The organism is Propionispora hippei DSM 15287 (assembly GCF_900141835.1).
Classification (GTDB): Bacteria; Bacillota; Negativicutes; order Propionisporales; family Propionisporaceae; genus Propionispora; species Propionispora hippei.
The window spans coordinates 113,986-131,760 of record NZ_FQZD01000004.1; the positions used below are offsets into that span (position 1 = coordinate 113,986).

Here is a 17,775-nt window from a genome sequence, read left to right on the forward strand (position 1 = left end):
GAGAGGTGAGCTGATGCAGGATTATGTTATGGTTTTTGTTGTTGGCGGACTTATTTGCGTGATCGGTCAGTTGCTAATGGATTTGACGCCGCTGACACCGGCCCACGTGCTGGTTTTATTTGTGGTAATTGGCGGAATTTTAAGCGGTCTTGGCTTATATCAGCCGCTAGTGGATATGGCTGGCGCCGGGGCCAGCATTCCGTTGACCGGTTTTGGTCACGCCCTGGTGGCAGGTACGATGGAAGAAGTAGATAAGTTAGGTTTTTTGGGAATATTTACCGGTGCATTGAAAGCAAGCGCCGCAGGCATTACGGCAGCCGTTTTGTTTAGTTTTCTGGCCGCGTTGCTATGCAATCCCAAGGGGTAAACCATGGTTGTTGTCGATATTGTTGGCCTTTTGTTTACCGTGGTGCTGGTTGGCGTACGCTATCCTCACTATGTTCTTGCCGCGGCGATGATCCATGAGGCGGGAAGAATTGCGATGACGGTATTTTTACATCAGCATATAGAGCTGCTGGTAGCCGCCGGGGCCTTTGGCAAGACTACCATCAATAATCAGGAAACGATGCTGGCGGCCGCCTGCATTGCGGCCAGTGGTCCTTTGGCCAACTATATCGTCAGTGCGGTTGTTGGCGGTATCGAGTATGAACGGGGCGGTACTCTGCTGAATCCTCTGGCCCGGTTGAAACATCCTTTCGGGGTAGTCAATTTACGGCTGGCTGTAGTTTCTTTTGTGTTAAGTATGATACAGCTCCTATAAGAAAGGTGGTTTACATATGCAGACCAGGTTTTCGCGCCGTCTGCTCCGGCGCAGCAAAGAGGAACCCAGAGCGGAGCAACCCCGGGACGTTTTTGAGGAAAAAAAAGCCGAGCCGCCAGCACCGGACCGATCTTTACCGTCCTCGGACGCTGCAATAGCCGATCTTGCCAAAAGCTTCATGAGGCTGCAGGCTAACGCCGGCCAGACGGCTGCAGACAGCACGAACCAAGAGGTAATCGGATTGCTGGAAAAGCTTAACAGGCAATTGGAGAACCTGCAGCAAAACGCTAAAACCAAGGACCGTACCGATGAACAGGGGCAAGCGGAACCGGCGTCGCAAAATTCCGAGGAACTGTGCAAGCTGTTCAGTCAATATCTGCAAAGTAACGGACAGGAAAAAGAAAGCGCCATGAACAGTGAACTATTAGGCGGTCAGGGGCAGAATTCAGGCACAAAGACAGCGGGCGGCGCCCAGACGGCACAAGAGCTGCTGACCAGGACACAGTATGAATTGGCTAATGAACTGGAGGACAGTCTGAAAAAATTAAAGCAGGTGATCCAGGAAAGTGAGAAGGTTGCAGCAAGGATCAGTCAGATGCTGGATGGCAAAAAAAATTGATGCAGAGGTGACTATATGCCGGAGAAAGTGAGAGTTATTTTGGTTACTGACGGAGATAAAGTGGCACAGAACGTTGTGGAGGATTTGGCAGCTTCGTTGGGACTGCGTTGTATATCGGCATCCGGCGGAAATCCGACACCGATTAGCGGTAAAGAAATTGTTAATTTGCTGAAAACAGTAAAATCCGACCCTGTCCTGGTTATGTTTGATGACCGGGGCAGACGCGATAGGGGGCAAGGTGAGCGGGCTATGCAGTATGTAGCCGACCACCCGGACATCGAAGTGCTGGGGGCGGTTGCAGTAGCTTCCAATACCGGTGGCAGCGGCGGTATCGAGGCAGACGTCTGCGTAACGGGAACGGGCAAGATGGTGGATCACCCGGTTGATAAAAACGGTGATGTAAGAAACAGAAGCAATCATATGGTGATCAAGGGAGATACAGTGGATGTGTTAAATGAGGTAGAGGTGCCTGTCATTGTCGGTGTCGGCGATATCGGCAAAATGGATAAGGCCGATGATATTTCCCGGGGAGCGCCGATTACCCGCCGGGCTATTGAAGAGATTTTGAAACGGAGTGGCATTCCCTATGACGGACAACACTGAAGAAAAAAAAATTCATAAAGACCTTGATGACAATATTAACTATTTAAAAGAATTGCTGGGGGTCGGTGAGAGCTTTGATATTGTTTTCCGGGAATATAAGGTAGGACGGAGACGGGCGGCATCCTTTTCGATTAACGGCATGACCAACGACGTACTCTTAACCAATATATTTCAGGATATGATGCTGTTTAATCAGGAAGATCTGACAGTCAACACATTGCAGAAGCTATTTTATTCACGGGCTACCCATTCCCAGGTTAAGCTGGTGGATGCGATGGATCCGGCATTGACCAGTCTTTTGTCGGGAGAACTGGTATTTTTTATTGACGGCGAAACGCAGGCTATCGTATTTGATGCCAGAGCCTATCCCGTCCGGGCACCGGCAGAATCCAACATTGAAAAGGTGACACGGGGTTCCCGCGACTCGTTTGTGGAAACCATCCCTTTTAACACTGCCCTGATCCGCCGGCGGCTCCGCGATCCTAATTTGCGTTTTGAGATAGTAAAAATCGGCAGCCGGTCACAAACTGATGTGGCCGTCTGTTATATAAAAGATATTACCAATCCCGAACTAGTAGATAAAATTAAGGAGCGGCTCAACAAGATCAATGTGGATGGCATTCCGATGGCGGAAAAGGCGATTGAAGAGTTTATTGTCGGCGGCCGGCGCTGGAATCCGCTGCCGTTAGTCCGCTATACCGAACGGCCTGACGTGGTTGCCGTACATATGCTGGAAGGGCATGTATGCCTGGTGGTTGATACATCGCCGAACATTATGATTTTACCGACAACCCTTTGGCACCATCTTCAGCATGTGGAAGAATATCACCAGCATGTGCTGGTTGGATCGTACCTACGGCTGGTGCGCTTGGGGGGAGTGGGCTTATCCCTTATTTTACCTCCGTTATGGCTGTCCTTGGTGCTGCAGCGTCATCTGCTGCCTGCTTCGTTAGCTTTTTTAGGACCCCGCGATCCCGGGATCGTACCGCTTGGTATTCAATTTATTGTGGCCGAGCTGGGGGTGGAACTGGTGCGGATGGCAACGGTGCATGTGCCGGCTGCACAATCGACGGCCCTGGGCTTTATCGGGGCTTTTATGCTGGGCGAATATGCGACCAAAGTAGGCCTGTTCGGCAATGAAACCATTTTATATACGGCCATTGCCGCCGTAGGAGCCTTTGCCACGCCCAGTGTCGAATTTGCTCTGGCCGTACGCCTGTTCCGGGTCATTTTACTGCTCCTGGTTTTGTTCTTTAAATTGCCCGGTCTGTTATTCGGACTGGTGGCTTTGTTTGTATTGCTGGTTAGTACGAAATCCTTTGATGTACCCTATCTTTGGCCGGCGATTCCGTTTAATTTCAATGCCATGAAAGGCGTAATCCTGCGGTTGCCTATCCCCAGCAAGCTATTGCGTCCGGCCGCGTTAAAACCGCAGATCCGGGTGCGTTACCGTGAAGAAAATAATAAAGATGAAGATAAAGATAAAGATAGGAACAAATAATAAAAATTATCCCCGGCAGGGAGCGCCGGGGATAATTTTTTTATTTACCACGGTAAAAATCGCGGATACGGCCCATGCTATAATTGATATTGGCAACCTGCTCGTCAAAGGCTCCTTTATTTTCGCCGTTGACGGCATCCTTCATTTGAGTGACCGCCGAGTGACCCTTTACGATTTCATCCAGGATACCGACACTTTCCATACTGGTTTTAACCTGGCCCCAGGTACCTTCCAGGGCCTTGACTTTGGAAGCAGCTTTGCTCCAGTCCTGATCTTCGACGTAAAAACAAACACTGCGGATGGCATTATCAACGGCTATGATGTCCGCCAGGGGCGAGAGTTTGTAGGATTTCCCGATGTCACTGATGCTGCCCATGAATTTGTTCAATGTCTCATAGGCTTGCTCCTGCGTTTCTTCATCAATGGCCGTTGTCAGTTGGCCGAGGGCGGCATTGGCTTCCTTGACGCCTTTTTTGGCGCCAATCGCCGGCTGTACTTTCTCCCAAGTAGTGGATAGATTGTTAAGTCCTTCTTTTGCTTGCTGCCAGTTTTTTTTGTTGACGCCTTCGAAAATCACGCCGGCCGTAGCTGCCAGATCGTAAAGTTCGGCCGGAGGAGGGACAAAGCGCTGGTTAAATGGCGGATTAGGCAGGGAATCAAGCGGCTTTCCCGCCGGACCGATTTCCGGCTTTGGCGCCGGCTGAAGCATACTGCAGCCGCTTAACGCGCACAATAGAAAAACGGTTATTACCGTCATAAGTATAGTATTTTTAGTCATTCTTGCCTGGATACCTCCCGCTGGATTTTTCTTACCGGCGTGCCGGGCCATTGTCGGTTATAGGTTCTGCAAAGTGCGAAAAAATATGCAAAGCGAGCCGGGACGGAGGTCTTGCTGAATTTTTTATGTTTTTTCTATGCCAAAGCTTGCTAATATATTGGTAATATGACACAATAAATAGATGACTGGTTATAGTGAATGGTTATAAGGGGGAAACAGCGTGTTCGGTTTTGATCCTGATATGATTTTTCGTATTCCTGCATTGCTTGTCGCATTGACGCTTCACGAATATGCCCATGCCCGGGCTGCGGTCTGGCTGGGTGACAATACGCCGCGCTACCATGGGCGTTTAACGCTGAATCCGGTGGCACATCTTGACCCATGGGGCCTCATTATGCTTTGGCTGTTTAAATTCGGCTGGGCCAAACCGGTACCGATTAATCCGAATAATTTTGATAATTACCGGAAAGGGACCATTCTTGTGTCGTTTGCCGGCCCGGCGGCTAATTTACTGATTGCAGTCACCTCGCTGCTGGTACTTTTTCTGCTGGAACAGACTTCGCTGCAGAGTGTAATGACCGGTAAGTTGTTAGTCAATATGTATTATTTAAACCTGGGTTTTGCCTTTTTTAATCTACTGCCTATACCGCCGCTGGATGGATCGAAAATTGTTTCCAGCCTGCTGCCGGCCCGGTTATCCTACAAGTTCGACAAACTGGAGCCGTATGGTATGATTATTATGGTTGCCTTGCTGTACCTGGGTGTTATAGGCCTGGTGCTAGGGCCGATCATGTCTGTATTTACCAGCATACTTTATTTATTTTTGAGCTAGGGGGAATCTATCATGGTAAAGGGTCGCATCTTTAGTGGTATGCAGCCATCGGGGAAGTTTCATTTGGGAAACTATTTGGGAGCATTGGAAAACTGGGTTAAATTACAGAAGGATTACGAATGTTTTTTCAGCATTGTTGACTGGCATGCGCTAACCTCTTCCTATGAAGATACCAGCAAACTGCAGCAAAATATTTTTAATATGGCTTTGGATTGGTTGAGTGCCGGTCTGGACCCGGAGCATAATGTGATTTTTGTTCAGTCCCATGTCAAAGAGCATGCCGAACTGCATTTGCTCTTGTCCATGATGACGCCGCTTTCCTGGCTGGAACGGGTGCCTACCTATAAGGATAAAATACAGCAGCTGGGCAACCAGGGAAAAGATATCAATACCTATGGTTTTATGGGGTATCCCGAACTGATGACGGCCGATATTCTGCTGTATAAGGCCGACACGGTGCCGGTAGGGGAGGACCAATTGCCCCATTTGGAGTTGTCCCGCGAGATTGCGCGCCGGTTTAACCATATGTACAAGCCAATTTTTCCCGAGCCCAATTCTTTCTTGAGCAAGGCCCCGCTGCTGCCCGGCATTGACGGGCGGAAGATGAGTAAATCCTACGGCAACGAGATTCCCTTTGCGGCCAGTCCGGACGAGCTGCGGGCCAAAGTACGCCAAATGATTACCGACCCCCAGCGGGTGAAGAAAAGCGATCCGGGGAATCCCGACGTCTGTACCGTATATACCTTCCATAAAATCTTTAGCCCTGATGAACTGGAATCTATTGGAACAGCCTGCCGGCAGGCTACTATCGGCTGTGTGGAATGTAAGAAGCGCCTGGCGGAACGGATGGTTACCGCCCTGGCCGATATTCATACACGGCGCATTGCGCTGGAGGCGAACCCTGGCAGGGTAAAAGAGATTCTGGAATATGGCGCTGAACGGGCCAGGGCGGTGGCTGCGGCCACCATGGCCGAGGTCCGTCAAGTGATGAATCTGAGCTGACCATGTCAGAGTACAAAATAAAACTGGAAGTGTTTGAAGGGCCGTTGGCGCTCTTGATGCACTTGATTGAGAAGAATAAGATCGATATTTATGACATACCAATTGCCGTGATTACCGAGCAATATATAAATTATCTCCGTGACTGGCAGGAGTTTAATATTGATATTGCCAGTGAGTTTCTGGTTATGGCGGCCAATTTGCTGCAGATTAAATCCCGCATGCTGCTGCCACGTCAGCCGCATGCCGCCCAGCTTGAGGATGAGGAAGAAGATCCGCGCAAGGCGTTGGTAGACCGCCTGCTGGAGTACCGTAAATTTAAGCAGGCTGCCTTGGAACTGGAACAGAAGAAGCAGGAGCGGGATCAGTATTTTTTCCGGTTGCCTCAGGAGTTCTCAGTGCGCTATACCTTACCGCAGGGACTTGATCTGGATATTTTGATTACCGCCTTCGCGGCTGTATGGGAAGGGGCGGCAGAGGATTTTGCCGTTGTCGCACGGGAAGAAATCAGCGTCCAGGATAAAATGCAGGATATTGTCAATTTGCTGCATAACAACCGGGGCCGTCTGGATTTCAAAGAGACTCTGATCAGGCAGGGATCGCGAGCCGAACTTATCGCTTCTTTCTTGGCTTTACTGGAGCTGATTAGGCTAAAGCGTGTGGCCGTTCGCCAGGAAAAAAGCTTTGCAGCCATATATATTTTTCTTAATTATGACGGACAAGTTCAAGCACAGGAGGGTGATCTGCCCTGATGTTTTATAATCACCTAAAGGGGCATATTGAGGCACTGCTGTTCGCCTGCGGCAAACCTACGCCGGCCGGACGTTTGGCAGAAATACTTGAGGTGACGGAGCAACATATTGAACTTTTGATTGCTCAGATGAATGAGGAAATGGCGGGTAATTCCCGTGGACTGGTCATCAGTCAGGTGGCGGGTGGTTATCAACTGTGCACCAGACCGGAGCTGGCTACAGTGCTTGAGCGTCTGGGGCAGGTGCAGGAAACCAGGTTATCCATGGCCGCTATGGAGACGCTGGCGATCATTGCCTTTAAACAGCCGATTACCAAGCAGGAGATTGAAAGCATTCGCGGCGTCAAGGTGGATAGCGTTGTCAACCTGCTGGTAGATCGTCAGCTTATCAAGGAGATGGGACGGAAGGAAGCCATTGGTCGTCCTATCCTGTATGGAACAACCGAAGAGTTTTTGAGTTGCTTTGGCCTGGGCAGTTTAGACGAACTACCGGATCTGGCGCAATTCATACCGACAGAATAGCACTAATGCTATTCTGTTTATTTATATCTTTCGTTACATAATCATGGCGTTTTCTGCCCAAGCTATAGTAAGGAACCACTGCTTTATCCGCATTGTGCGTGCTGGCCGAGCTTTTTCCGTCTGGCTGTATCAGCAAAACCTTGAAACGGCCTAACTAGCGTCCGGGTTTTACTTTTTTGCCAGACGAAAAAACCTTGCGTCAGGCCCACAGGCTCATTACATCTGCGGTTCCTTAAATTGGGCTGACGGTTTTAAGGTGATCGCGGTACCGGTGACCGGCAACGAGAAAGGGCATTGTCTTATATGGAAATCGGGATAATCCTTGCCGTGGATTTTTTTATTTTACTTTTTATACTGGCTAATATTCCTCTATATCTCCAGCTTTGCTACCGGCGCAATGCGTCGGATGACTATATTTTGGTAACCGTATATGCAGTATACCGTCTGTTGCATTATTCCATGAAAATTCCTGCTTTGCAATTAGAGAAGGAAGGACAGGTCTGGCCGACGGCAGAAGTGGTCAAAGGGCAGGAGTCCGTCGATAGTGATCCGGGGAGGGAGCAGATATTTGTAAAGCGATTTATTGAAAGATATGTATTGCATCCCAGCCGGTTACGGCATGTCCTGGAGGAGATCAGGAAACACTTTATTGTTTACCGCCGGGTCATGAATGCCTTAATCGGTAAGCTGACCTGTGTACATTTAACTTGGCGAACCCGTTACGGATTGGAAGACGCGGCGCTTGTGGGGATTTTGTATGGTGTAATTTGGAGTGGTAAGAGTTTGCTGCTAAAGCGGCTTGGACAAAGGGTGGCTTTCTCCTCACGGCCTGTTGTAGCTTTGACTCCTATCCAGGGGAGTAGCCTGTGGGAAATTGATTTTGACTGTATATTCACCTTGAAACTTGGCAATCTTATAACTGCAATTGGAATGATGGTTTATATTATGGCCAAGGAGGAGAGACATAGTGGCAGAACATCCGATACAAGGCTTAATGAAGACGGCTATGGCAAGTATCAAGGAAATGGTTGATGTTAACACCATTGTTGGCGATCCGGTGGAAACCCCGGATGGGACTGTTATCATACCGATTTCACGCGTGACGTTTGGCTTTGCCGCCGGCGGCGGAGACTATGAACCGGAAGAAGTCGAGAGCAATGAAGTTGTTCAATCGTTTGGCGGCGGCAGTGGGGCCGGAGTCAGTGTGAAACCCGTGGGTTTTTTGGTATGTTCGCCCGTAAACGGTGTCCGGTTTATGCCGGTTGACGGTGATTTACTGTTGGATCGGGTCATTGATATGGTGCCTAAGGTACTTAATAAGCTACAGGAAATGATCCAGGATAAAGAGGAGGATAAACAATTGGATGCCTTGGCCGAAACGGCTGAGACTCAATATAAGCATCAGGAGCAGCGAGTGTAGCCAACAATAACAGGCCATGCAGCAGTGCATGGTTTTTTATTGTCAATATACTGTTTAAAAAAACGTTGCAGCATAACGGCAAGGACTCAAGCATATAAAATATACAGGGATATTGTTGATTACAATATCCCTGTATATTTTTCTGCAGGAATCAGTAGAGAATCACTGATGTAATGAGTCAGTCGGCCGGGTGGAGATTTTTCACCGGCAAGGAAGCAAACAAGAAGAAATAACTGGACCATTTCAAAATTTAACTGATTAAGCCAGACGGAAAACGAATCCGTCTGGCCGCACACTATGGGCAAAGCAGTCGTTCTTTAGGAAAGCTGTTCCAGTTTGTCCTTAATCTGAGTGGCATGTAGGGCCTCTGCTTCGGCAAAATGCTTAAACATTTTGGCAATATCGGGATCGTTGATTTGGCCGGCAAACGACTGATAATCCCGGACTAACTCCTGCTTTTGGGTCAGGGTAGAGCGCAAGGCCGTCTTTATGTTTAATGTTTCCAGGGATGCTCACCTCCTATATAGGATAAAAGTTGTTGGGATTAAAGAGTTTTTAACGAATAAGAAATTTGGCAGAATCGGCTCTTTAACCCTCTTATCTGCTTCTATTATTGCCTGGAGGTCTTACAATCATGTATGGTGGCTTTGACGATCGGGAAAAACATATATATAATATTTTGGTGACTGTTTTGTAATAGTACCTTATGCCAACAAAATGTATTGGCGCTGTTTGCCGTCTTTTTCCGTTCTGCCTTTTTGCCCTCGTCTTACATATGTGCGATGTGGGCAGCTCCTCCGTCTTGCAGGACGAAAAAATCCTTGCAAGCTTATCCTTTACGTGACGCAAGATACTCGCCGACTATTTACTATGCTGAGAGGGTTTTTTAGTAATGAAAATCAAAACGACTGTACTCTGTATCTTAACATTATTGATAGCGCTATATGCTGTTCCGGCGTGTCAGGCGGCGGAAAATGCCCCGGACATAACAGCGAAGTCGGCCATCGTCATGGAAGCCTTAACCGGTAAGGTTTTGTATGCTAAGGCCGCGGAAGAGCGGCGTTATCCGGCCAGTACGACTAAAATCATGACCCTGATCACGGCACTGGAGTATGGTAATCTTGATGATATGGTAACCGCCAGCGAGAATGCCGCCAATACGGAAGGGTCCTCGCTGTGGCTGACGAAGGGTGAACAACTGACCATGCGCGATATGCTGTACGGCATGATGCTGGTATCCGGCAATGACGCCACCGTATCGGTGGCGGAACATATCGCCGGATCTGTCCCGAAATTTGCCGCGCTTATGACGGAAAAAGCGCATGCCATAGGGGCTATCCATAGCAATTTTGTCAATTCAAGCGGGTTGCCCGATGAGAATCACTATAGTACGGCACACGATTTGGCGCGAATTACGGCATACGGTTACCAAAACAAGGATTTCCGCGATATTGTCAGCACGAAAAATAAAATCATTCCCTGGGCGGGCAAAGAGCATGACCGGGACTTATATAATGAGAACCGGATGTTGTGGCTGTATGAGGGCGCCAATGGCGTGAAAACAGGTTATACCGATGCGGCGGGGCGCTGCCTGGTATCCGGGGCCAACCGTGACGGCATTCAGTTGATTGCCGTTGTTCTGGACAGCGAACACATGTGGGACGATTCGATTGCCCTGCTGAATTATGGGTTTTCCCAGATGCATACCGTGAATGTGCTGCAAAAGGGAGATATATTAAAAACGCTGCAGGTTCGACACGGCAAGGCGCAGACCGTACAGGCGATTACCGCTGCGGCGCTGACGGTGCCTGTAACCGAGGAAGACCGGCAGGAAATACACACCGTGGTTGAGGCAGATCCCACGGTGGAGGCGCCTGTCGCTGCCGGGCAAAAGCTGGGCGTGGTACGGGTATTTTATAAAAATACGCCAATTGCCACGGTAGACCTGCTTGCCACCGATACGATCGAACGTAAATCCTTTTTTACGCAAATCTGGAGCTCTCTGTTGCAGGTGTTTTCTTTAATTTTCCATAACCTTGCTTAGGCTTCAGTTTCCGGTTAGCAAACCCTTATCTTTCAGGGTAGCTGCCTGCCCGGGATAATGAGAGTTCTATTCACCGCTATTGCCTCATACGTTCTTAAGAGGTGATGGCGGTGATTAATTTTATCTGGATGTCTCTTATAGCCATTGGCATTATTTACGCCGGACTGCAGGGCAATATACAGCTTGTGGTGCAAAGTGCGATGAGCGGGGCGGAAACCGCCGTTGAGCTGGCGCTTAAACTGACCGGAGTCATGTGCCTGTGGCTGGGAATGATGAAAATTGCCGAACGGGCCGGGCTTGTTACTCTCTTGGCGTTGCTGCTGGGGCCGCTAATCCGCTGGTTGTTTCCCGAAGTCCCCCGCCGGCATCCGGCTATGGGGGCTATTGTTATGACTTTAAGTGCCAATCTGCTGGGACTGGGTAATGCCGTCACGCCGCTGGGGATTAAAGCGATGCAGGAGCTGCAAACCCTGAATCATGATAAAAAGACGGCGTCGGCCAGCATGTGCACGTTACTGGCTCTTTGCACAGCCGGCTTTACGTTAATTCCGGCCACGATAATCGCGCTGCGGACTGCGGCCGGCTCAGCCAACCCCACGGAAATTATAGGTCCGACACTCCTGGCAAGTCTTTTTGCCACGGTTGCCGTTATTTTTGCCGATCGAATTTGCCGGACCTGTTTCACTTTGCGGCTACGGAGGTAACCGGGATGTTTCTTGCGGCCTGTGCACAACTTTCCCTTTGGGCTATTCCGTTGCTTTTGCTGCTGATTCCCCTGGCGGGATTGCTGCGTGGCGTCAAGGTGTATGAAGCTTTTGTCGAGGGGGCCGCGGAAGGCTTTGCCACCTCGGTCAGGATTATGCCTTTCCTTGTGGCGATGTTGGTAGCCATTTATATTTTCCGGGCCTCCGGCGCTCTGGATTTTTTGACGTCCCTGCTGCAACCTCTGTTAGAAGTCATTGGCATTCCGGCCGAGTTGGTGCCACTGGCAATCATGCGTCCTTTATCCGGCACCGGTTCGTTAGGCTTGACGGCGGAGCTGATCAACAACTTTGGACCGGACTCGCTGCTGGGCCGTATGGCTTCAACAGTTATGGGCAGTACCGATACGACCTTTTACATTTTGACTGTTTACTTTGGGGCGGTGGGTATCCAAAATCCTCGTTATGCAGTGTTTGTCGGGCTACTGGGCGATATAGCCGGCTTTTTTGGAGCAGTGTATCTTTGCCGTCAATTATTTTCGTAAGGTTTGATATTCTCGTCGAACGCTTGTGGCAAACTCTGCCAGGGGCGTTTTTTGCTTTACAGTGGCATTTACCTCCGGTAGGAATAGACTATATTGTGCAATGAGAAATGGAGGGGTGCCTGTGATAAAAGTGATAGTTGCCGGAGGTGGATGGGCAGGCTGTGCCGCCGCATTATCAGCAGCGAAAGCCGGTGCTCAGGTGCTGCTGATTGAACGTACCGACCTATTGCTCGGGACCGGCCTGGTTGGCGGAATATGCCGTAATAACGGGCGGTATACGGCAGCGGAAGAAGCTATTGCCATGGGGGGCGGCGATTTTTTTGTGGCCATGGATGCCAACAGCCGTCACCGGGGCATCAGTTTTCCCGGTCATAGCCATGCTTCGCTGTACGATGTAACCACAATGGAACCACTGGTGAAAAAGATATTGCAAAATTATGGCGTGGAACTTCGGATGATGAACCGGGTGGTGGACGTCCAGAAATACGGCAAGAAGATACAGGCTGTAATGCTGCATAGCGGTGAGGTGATCAAAGGCGATGCCTTTGTCGATACGACCGGAACAGCAGGTTCGATGGGCAATTGCCTGAAATACGGCAACGGCTGTGCCATGTGTGTACTCAGGTGCCCCTCGTTCGGGCCCCGGGTTAGTCTGGCGGCCAAGGCTGATGTAAAAGAGATTATGGGACAAAGAGCGGATGGTTCCTATGGCGCGATGAGCGGTTCCTGTAAATTGAATAAGGATTCCCTGAGTGAAGAAATCCGGGGCAAACTCGATACCGACGGTGTAGCGATTGTCCCGATCCCGGAAAAGCTGCGCAAAAAGAATTCGCTGACGAAGAAAGCCTGTTCCCAGTATGCGTTACCGGCGTTTGCCGAGAATCTAGTTCTTCTGGATACGGGCCATGCCAAGCTGATGACATCCTATTTCCCGTTAGAAGATTTAAGGGCTATACCCGGCTTTGAAAGTGTCCGTTTTGAAGACCCTTATGCCGGTGGCATGGGAAACTCAATGCGCTATCTCGGTATTGCTCCCTGCGATGATTCTCTAAAAGTGGAGGGTGTCGATAATTTATTTTGTGCCGGAGAAAAATCCACCATTCTGGTAGGTCATACGGAAGCTGTACTTACCGGTCTATTGGCCGGCCACAACGCCGTGAGGTATTGTCTGGATATGAGGTATCTTACTTATCCGCGCAGCTTGGCAGCCGGTGATTTTATTGCTTTTAGTCATGAACAGATGTTGTCGGAAGAGGGTAAAAAGGTCCGGTATACCTTTTCCGGCGGGGTATATTTTGCCAGGATGCAGGAACTGGAATTGTACTCGATTAACCGGGCGGAAATTTCCGAGCGTATTGCCAGCGCCGGACTGACCGATATTTTTAACGGCTGTCTGGTCTAAGGAGGCGAAATATGCGTAATATACATTTAAGGTGTATTGACCTTAACTCCAAGTATTGTCCCTGCCTGTTGGCACAGACCAATAACTGTGTTTTTTGCAGTCAGTTAAGAGGAGAAAATACCTGTGACTGTAACTGGTGCGGCGTTTGCGTGCTATACGAAAAATTCTGGCAAACCGCAGTGGAGGGGCAGGGAGAGAAGGTCCTGAGCCGCTTGGAGGAAGAGACAGAATATACTATTGTCAAGGCTATGGCGGATCATATGTATATTCTGGAGTTTCCCGTATCGGCGCTATTGGCTGAACAATTGCAGAAGACAGGGTCCTTTGTTTTTTTACGTAAGCCTGATGATCCACAGTTTTGCCAGTTTCCGGTAGGAATTATGGATGTCACGGCCAATAAAATCAAAGTGGCCATTGAAGTGGTCGGTCCTAAATCGGGCCGGATATTCTGGAAGGGTAACCGGCGTTTAACCGTGAAGGGGCCCTATTATAACGGAGTCTTTGGCCAGCCCTGGATTGAGAACCTTACCGGTGGCCGAGTGCTGGTGGTAGCCGGCGGCATTGGCCAGGCACCGGCATTGCCATTGGTTAAAAAGCTGGTGGAAAATAAGAATCAGGTAATCGCCATTTTGGCGCCGGGTAAAGTAAAAACGCTGTTTATTGAAGAAGAACTGCGACAATTGGGTGTAACTGTTGAGCCGGTGCGTTCTATGCGGCAAAACGGCATGAAACGCCTGGAGGAAACCATCCGTGGTAAAATCGATCTGGTAGTCAGCGCCGGCCCGGACGAACAGCATCAGGCCGTCATCGCCGCCATGCAAGCCGCCGGTATCAATATCCCCATGGCAGCCACCAACAACGCCACCATGTGCTGCGGTGAAGGCATCTGCGGCAGTTGCGAGAAGGAAAGTAAGAACGGGGAAAAATTAAAGCTCTGCAAGGTGCAGAGCGACGTGGAAAGTGTTTTGGGAGAATAAGAAGGGGAATCATTCAACCGACAGTTGAATGATTCCCCTTTGAACGTTATGGCTTTTGTATTTCCCAGCTACGCAAAGAAATAGCTCCCGGAGCATTTTTTAGATTACTAAACTTAGCCTGAGCTTCCCAAACACGCAAGCCGGTTTGTCCATAGCCGGGATCTTTCGCAAAGTTGTATTTCGTAGACCGATCGACAAAACGCAGGATTTCTAAGCCGTCAATGTAGATGCGGTGAATATAGTTCTGACTGCCGTTAACTACTACTGGTTTAATGTCGATCGTCAAAATGTGGTCTTGATTAAGCATTTGGTTGCTGGAAGTATTATTGGCTTTTAGTTTATTAAGTTCCGCCATGACGGTACTCATCTGAACCGACATAATATCCTTTTTATAAGTTGTATCAGTACTTTCGTTATCCAGCGTAATGAAAGAGCCGGTTGCCGGGTTACTGGTGGTTTCATTTAGAATAAGCGTCGTAGTATTGGTCCAGGTAGTTTTATTCGTATTGGCCGTGTTCCAGCTGGCAGAAGCATTAGAGCTTTGCCAGGATTGGTTGCTATAGCCATCCGCCGTAGTACCCCCGATAATCTGCTCATTATACCAGGGATATTGCTGACTGGTAGCATCAGCCACTACCTTTTTTACTAAAATTTGATCAGGTGTTAGTCCAGGATCATATTGCAGTACATAGGCGGACATATCATTAGGCGTACCATTGGCAAGGTAGTAAATTCCATAACCCGTATCATTCGGGTGACTAGGATTAGTGCTGTTAAGATTGATTTTATAGTGGTAAGTAATACCCTTTGCGGCGTAATCAGCATCCCCGTTAAACAGAATCTGATAATAGTCACTGCTGCTTGGTGCCGTCGCGACTCCATTTATTGTATCAACAGTCCAAGGGGCATTATTGGAAGCATTTCCTCCCTGGACAAATTCCGTTAAGGAAACCATGGGAGAAACCAATAAATAAGCTTCTGTAATTGCTTTACTGTTGCCTGAGCGCCCGACAGAGGTAATTTTATAATAAGAATCGGTGTTTTTAACACCGGACGGCAAATTAGCAGTTATTCTTGTAAGACTTATGGTAAAAGTGGGAGAATTGCTGTCAGTACTATCTACGGAAATTGCGGAAGTGTTAAGTTTTGTTGTGTCCCAAATGTAATTTGTTGTGCTTGTATTTTGTACGGCATTCATCCAAGTATAACGTATGCCGGCTTCGGCCGCTGCTTTTGCCTTGATATTATCACCATAGCCAAAACCGGTAAGGCGGCTCAGACCGTTGGCAGAGAGCGACAGATAAGTGGTGGCCATTGCTGCCAGCAGTACCATGGTAGTAATAGCTATAAGTGACGCTGCACCTGTTTGATTGGTAAAAATCCGGCGCAAGGTAATTCCTCCTGTTCCATAGCGTGTTAGTTATTTAAAAGAAATACTGTGCGTGTTAACTGAGTGGTATGACTACCATCGGTGAGCGATAAGGTAATCGTTATGTTTTCCCCGTTAAGACCGGACTGAAAGCTGGCGCTGATGATTTGAACCAGACTGCCGTTCGTTAAGGGGTATTGAGTACCTGAGCCAATTTGGCGGCGGAGTTCATTATTGACTAATGAATACGTAATATTTCCGGCTATGTCGCTACGCTGAAATACCAAGGTGGCAGCAGTACTGTTATTTGCCGGAGTAAGAATTGTAGAGGCTGGAGCGATGTCTTTAGCCATTAGATCCAAGGCCCAGCGGCCTTCTTGCAGCATGTGATTGGTGGAGGTTCCATTGGCTATGGTTTTGGTAGTATTAGCAAAAAGAGGAACGATGGCTGCTAAAATAATTAGCATGACAGCCATTCCTATTAAAATTTCAGTTAAAAAGAAGCCCTGCTTGTTTTTATATCGTTTTATCATACTGAATGAAGCACCTCTATGCTAAATAATCAGGTTGAACTAGGTTGGTTATTGCGAATATAGTATTTAATAAGCGCTACTTGCTTTGTGTTATTACTCCAGGAAACTATGATTTTTACCTGGGCTAGACGGTTCCCGGCATTGGCAGCTGAACTAACTTTTCCATAGATAGAAACTGTTGCTCCCGGCAATGAAGAAAGTGAATTCCTTGCATTTGCCAAATCATTATAAACAACAGTATTCGAGCTGGAAATGTCAATGGCTTGGTAGCTGGTCACCGTAGAGGGGACCAGTGTGGCCCAGTTGGCGATACTTAAGCTTTGTAAAGCGTCTCCGTAACTAGCGGCAATTTGGTAAGCACGGGACTGTTCGCTGTTAACAGAGTAGGTTTTAACCCCCATAGTAACCAGGCTGACAATAGAAATTAGCGCAACACTGGTAATTAAAACACCGAACAGAGAATCCAGCAGCAAAAAACCTTTTTGATTTTCGATTATTTTCATATGATTACCCCAATATAATGTTATATTTCTTCTGTGCGGTAAGCGGGAGTGGAAGATGTATCAATGCGAATTCTTCCCGTCATGCGGGAAATAATAATTGTTTGTTTATTTTCAGTTTTAGGCAGTATGCTGCTTGTTAAAGTAACCATTGTAGCTGTATTAGTGGATAAATTACTCGGATTAAAGGCTAGTGTATTTCCATTTGACGAAGATAGTGTAATGCTGGAAGGTAAGGTCCGGGAGGAAAAGCCGGTGTTTGTCGACTGGTCGGTGATGATTTGATAAGAACCGGTAGCAAAAGTGATGTTAATGGCAGCGCTGGTGTCATCAATCGCTTTTTCCATAGATAACTGCTGCATCGTCCGGATGTCAGCGGCAAGTTGGCTGGTTGCCGTTGTTAAATCATTTTTGGCAATGCCATACCGGAGGTTTATCCCTGCAATCCCTGCCAGAATTCCTAAAATAGCAATAGCCACAAGCAATTCAATTAGAGCAAATCCCTTTTGTGAACGAAACAAACGATACCCTCCCTGCCTCCGGTAAATACGTGAACCTTGTTTTATTTCCATATCTACGTTTTATTTAATACTATCTATTTACATTTGACAATACTTTTTATGGAAATTTATTATACTTTATAGTTTTCAAAGTTATTTTTAATTATATCGACAAATTGTGGCAATTTTAGATGTTGACAAATGATCAAAAATGAATGATGATAATAATTGTGATAATTTGACGAGATCTATGCGTTTTTTACATGGAAGTGATGAATACTGGTTTGTATTTGGACGCTTGAACCAGTAGGAGCAGGTAGCGTAACCACCCATCTGAAATTTTCAGATGGTTTTCTTATTTTTATGGAGGATTTTATTGGGAGATTATCGAAGAAAAAAATGGCTTATTGAGTAATAAT

At 47.9% G+C, this 17,775-nt stretch carries 22 protein-coding genes and 1 riboswitch; of the genes, 16 read left to right on the top strand and 6 right to left on the bottom strand.

Features of this window, described 5'->3' with window-relative positions; genetic code table 11:
- Positions 1-13 precede the first annotated feature (13 nt).
- From spoVAE to F3H20_RS00595, 5 genes are read left to right on the top strand one after another with little or no spacing between them, the layout of a single operon-like run.
- Positions 14-367: a stage V sporulation protein AE gene (gene spoVAE, locus F3H20_RS00575; protein WP_188128153.1), complete on the top strand. Its 354-nt coding sequence runs from the start codon at positions 14-16 to the stop codon at positions 365-367.
- Between the two features lie 3 nt (positions 368-370).
- Positions 371-760, top strand: a complete 390-nt coding sequence (locus F3H20_RS00580; RefSeq protein ID WP_149733057.1) for a hypothetical protein — start codon at positions 371-373, stop codon at positions 758-760.
- 16 nt (positions 761-776) lie between these two features.
- Positions 777-1,379 carry a hypothetical protein gene (locus F3H20_RS00585; protein ID WP_149733058.1) on the top strand — a complete coding sequence of 201 codons (603 nt, stop codon included), beginning with the start codon at positions 777-779 and terminating at the stop codon, positions 1,377-1,379.
- A 15-nt stretch (positions 1,380-1,394) separates the two neighbouring features.
- On the top strand, positions 1,395-1,982 hold the full coding sequence (locus F3H20_RS00590; RefSeq protein WP_149733059.1) for a stage V sporulation protein AE: 588 nt from the start codon (positions 1,395-1,397) through the stop codon (positions 1,980-1,982).
- Positions 1,966-3,483 carry a spore germination protein gene (locus F3H20_RS00595; RefSeq protein WP_149733060.1) on the top strand — a complete coding sequence of 506 codons (1,518 nt, stop codon included), beginning with the start codon at positions 1,966-1,968 and terminating at the stop codon, positions 3,481-3,483. The genes F3H20_RS00590 and F3H20_RS00595 overlap by 17 nt, the downstream gene beginning before the upstream one ends.
- 40 nt (positions 3,484-3,523) lie before the next feature.
- On the opposite strand, the gene F3H20_RS00600 is transcribed toward F3H20_RS00595, so the two are convergent.
- Positions 3,524-4,261, bottom strand: coding sequence for a hypothetical protein (locus tag F3H20_RS00600; RefSeq protein ID WP_149733061.1), 738 nt, complete (start codon positions 4,259-4,261; stop codon positions 3,524-3,526).
- Between the two features lie 220 nt (positions 4,262-4,481).
- On the opposite strand from F3H20_RS00600, the gene F3H20_RS00605 reads away from it, so the two are divergent.
- The 6 genes from F3H20_RS00605 (at position 4,482) to ytfJ (ending at position 8,785) form a co-directional block, all read left to right on the top strand.
- Positions 4,482-5,093: a site-2 protease family protein gene (locus F3H20_RS00605; RefSeq protein ID WP_149733062.1), complete on the top strand. Its 612-nt coding sequence runs from the start codon at positions 4,482-4,484 to the stop codon at positions 5,091-5,093.
- Positions 5,094-5,105: 12 nt separating this feature from the next.
- Complete coding sequence (gene trpS, locus F3H20_RS00610; RefSeq protein ID WP_149733063.1) at positions 5,106-6,095, top strand: tryptophan--tRNA ligase; 990 nt, start codon at positions 5,106-5,108, stop codon at positions 6,093-6,095.
- A gap of 2 nt (positions 6,096-6,097) precedes the next feature.
- A complete protein-coding gene (locus F3H20_RS00615; protein ID WP_149733064.1) occupies positions 6,098-6,844 on the top strand; it encodes a segregation and condensation protein A in 747 nt (248 codons plus the stop codon).
- Positions 6,844-7,365 carry an SMC-Scp complex subunit ScpB gene (scpB, locus tag F3H20_RS00620; protein ID WP_149733065.1) on the top strand — a complete coding sequence of 174 codons (522 nt, stop codon included), beginning with the start codon at positions 6,844-6,846 and terminating at the stop codon, positions 7,363-7,365. Before F3H20_RS00615 ends, scpB begins: the two co-directional genes overlap by 1 nt.
- 303 nt (positions 7,366-7,668) lie before the next feature.
- Complete coding sequence (locus F3H20_RS00625; protein ID WP_149733066.1) at positions 7,669-8,397, top strand: DUF2953 domain-containing protein; 729 nt, start codon at positions 7,669-7,671, stop codon at positions 8,395-8,397.
- Positions 8,333-8,785 (top strand): GerW family sporulation protein, encoded by a 453-nt coding sequence (gene ytfJ / locus F3H20_RS00630; protein WP_091743617.1) that lies wholly within the window; start codon positions 8,333-8,335, stop codon positions 8,783-8,785. The genes F3H20_RS00625 and ytfJ overlap by 65 nt, the downstream gene beginning before the upstream one ends.
- Before the next feature lie 317 nt (positions 8,786-9,102).
- Here the strand turns inward: ytfJ and F3H20_RS00635 are convergent, their stop codons facing one another.
- Positions 9,103-9,264 carry a ferritin family protein gene (locus tag F3H20_RS00635; protein WP_223191542.1) on the bottom strand — a complete coding sequence of 54 codons (162 nt, stop codon included), beginning with the start codon at positions 9,262-9,264 and terminating at the stop codon, positions 9,103-9,105.
- Between the two features lie 413 nt (positions 9,265-9,677).
- On the opposite strand from F3H20_RS00635, the gene F3H20_RS00640 reads away from it, so the two are divergent.
- From F3H20_RS00640 to F3H20_RS00660, 5 genes are all read left to right on the top strand, one after another.
- Positions 9,678-10,829, top strand: coding sequence for a D-alanyl-D-alanine carboxypeptidase family protein (locus F3H20_RS00640; protein ID WP_149733067.1), 1,152 nt, complete (start codon positions 9,678-9,680; stop codon positions 10,827-10,829).
- A 104-nt stretch (positions 10,830-10,933) separates the two neighbouring features.
- Positions 10,934-11,533, top strand: coding sequence for a nucleoside recognition domain-containing protein (locus F3H20_RS00645; RefSeq protein WP_223191543.1), 600 nt, complete (start codon positions 10,934-10,936; stop codon positions 11,531-11,533).
- A 5-nt stretch (positions 11,534-11,538) separates the two neighbouring features.
- Complete coding sequence (locus F3H20_RS00650; RefSeq protein WP_149733069.1) at positions 11,539-12,075, top strand: spore maturation protein; 537 nt, start codon at positions 11,539-11,541, stop codon at positions 12,073-12,075.
- A 121-nt stretch (positions 12,076-12,196) separates the two neighbouring features.
- Positions 12,197-13,477 (top strand): FAD-dependent oxidoreductase, encoded by a 1,281-nt coding sequence (locus tag F3H20_RS00655; RefSeq protein WP_149733070.1) that lies wholly within the window; start codon positions 12,197-12,199, stop codon positions 13,475-13,477.
- A gap of 11 nt (positions 13,478-13,488) precedes the next feature.
- On the top strand, positions 13,489-14,454 hold the full coding sequence (locus F3H20_RS00660) for a hypothetical protein (protein ID WP_149733071.1): 966 nt from the start codon (positions 13,489-13,491) through the stop codon (positions 14,452-14,454).
- 46 nt (positions 14,455-14,500) lie between these two features.
- On the opposite strand, the gene F3H20_RS00665 is transcribed toward F3H20_RS00660, so the two are convergent.
- The 4 genes from F3H20_RS00665 to F3H20_RS00680 are packed head-to-tail and all read right to left on the bottom strand — an operon-like array spanning position 14,501 to position 17,377.
- Complete coding sequence (locus F3H20_RS00665; RefSeq protein WP_149733072.1) at positions 14,501-15,844, bottom strand: hypothetical protein; 1,344 nt, start codon at positions 15,842-15,844, stop codon at positions 14,501-14,503.
- A gap of 26 nt (positions 15,845-15,870) precedes the next feature.
- Positions 15,871-16,356: a PilW family protein gene (locus F3H20_RS00670; RefSeq protein ID WP_149733073.1), complete on the bottom strand. Its 486-nt coding sequence runs from the start codon at positions 16,354-16,356 to the stop codon at positions 15,871-15,873.
- A gap of 29 nt (positions 16,357-16,385) precedes the next feature.
- Complete coding sequence (locus F3H20_RS00675; RefSeq protein ID WP_149733074.1) at positions 16,386-16,859, bottom strand: hypothetical protein; 474 nt, start codon at positions 16,857-16,859, stop codon at positions 16,386-16,388.
- A 20-nt stretch (positions 16,860-16,879) separates the two neighbouring features.
- Positions 16,880-17,377 (bottom strand): prepilin-type N-terminal cleavage/methylation domain-containing protein, encoded by a 498-nt coding sequence (locus F3H20_RS00680; RefSeq protein WP_188128154.1) that lies wholly within the window; start codon positions 17,375-17,377, stop codon positions 16,880-16,882.
- 235 nt (positions 17,378-17,612) lie between these two features.
- Positions 17,613-17,696, top strand: a riboswitch (cyclic di-GMP riboswitch).
- Positions 17,697-17,775 lie beyond the last annotated feature (79 nt).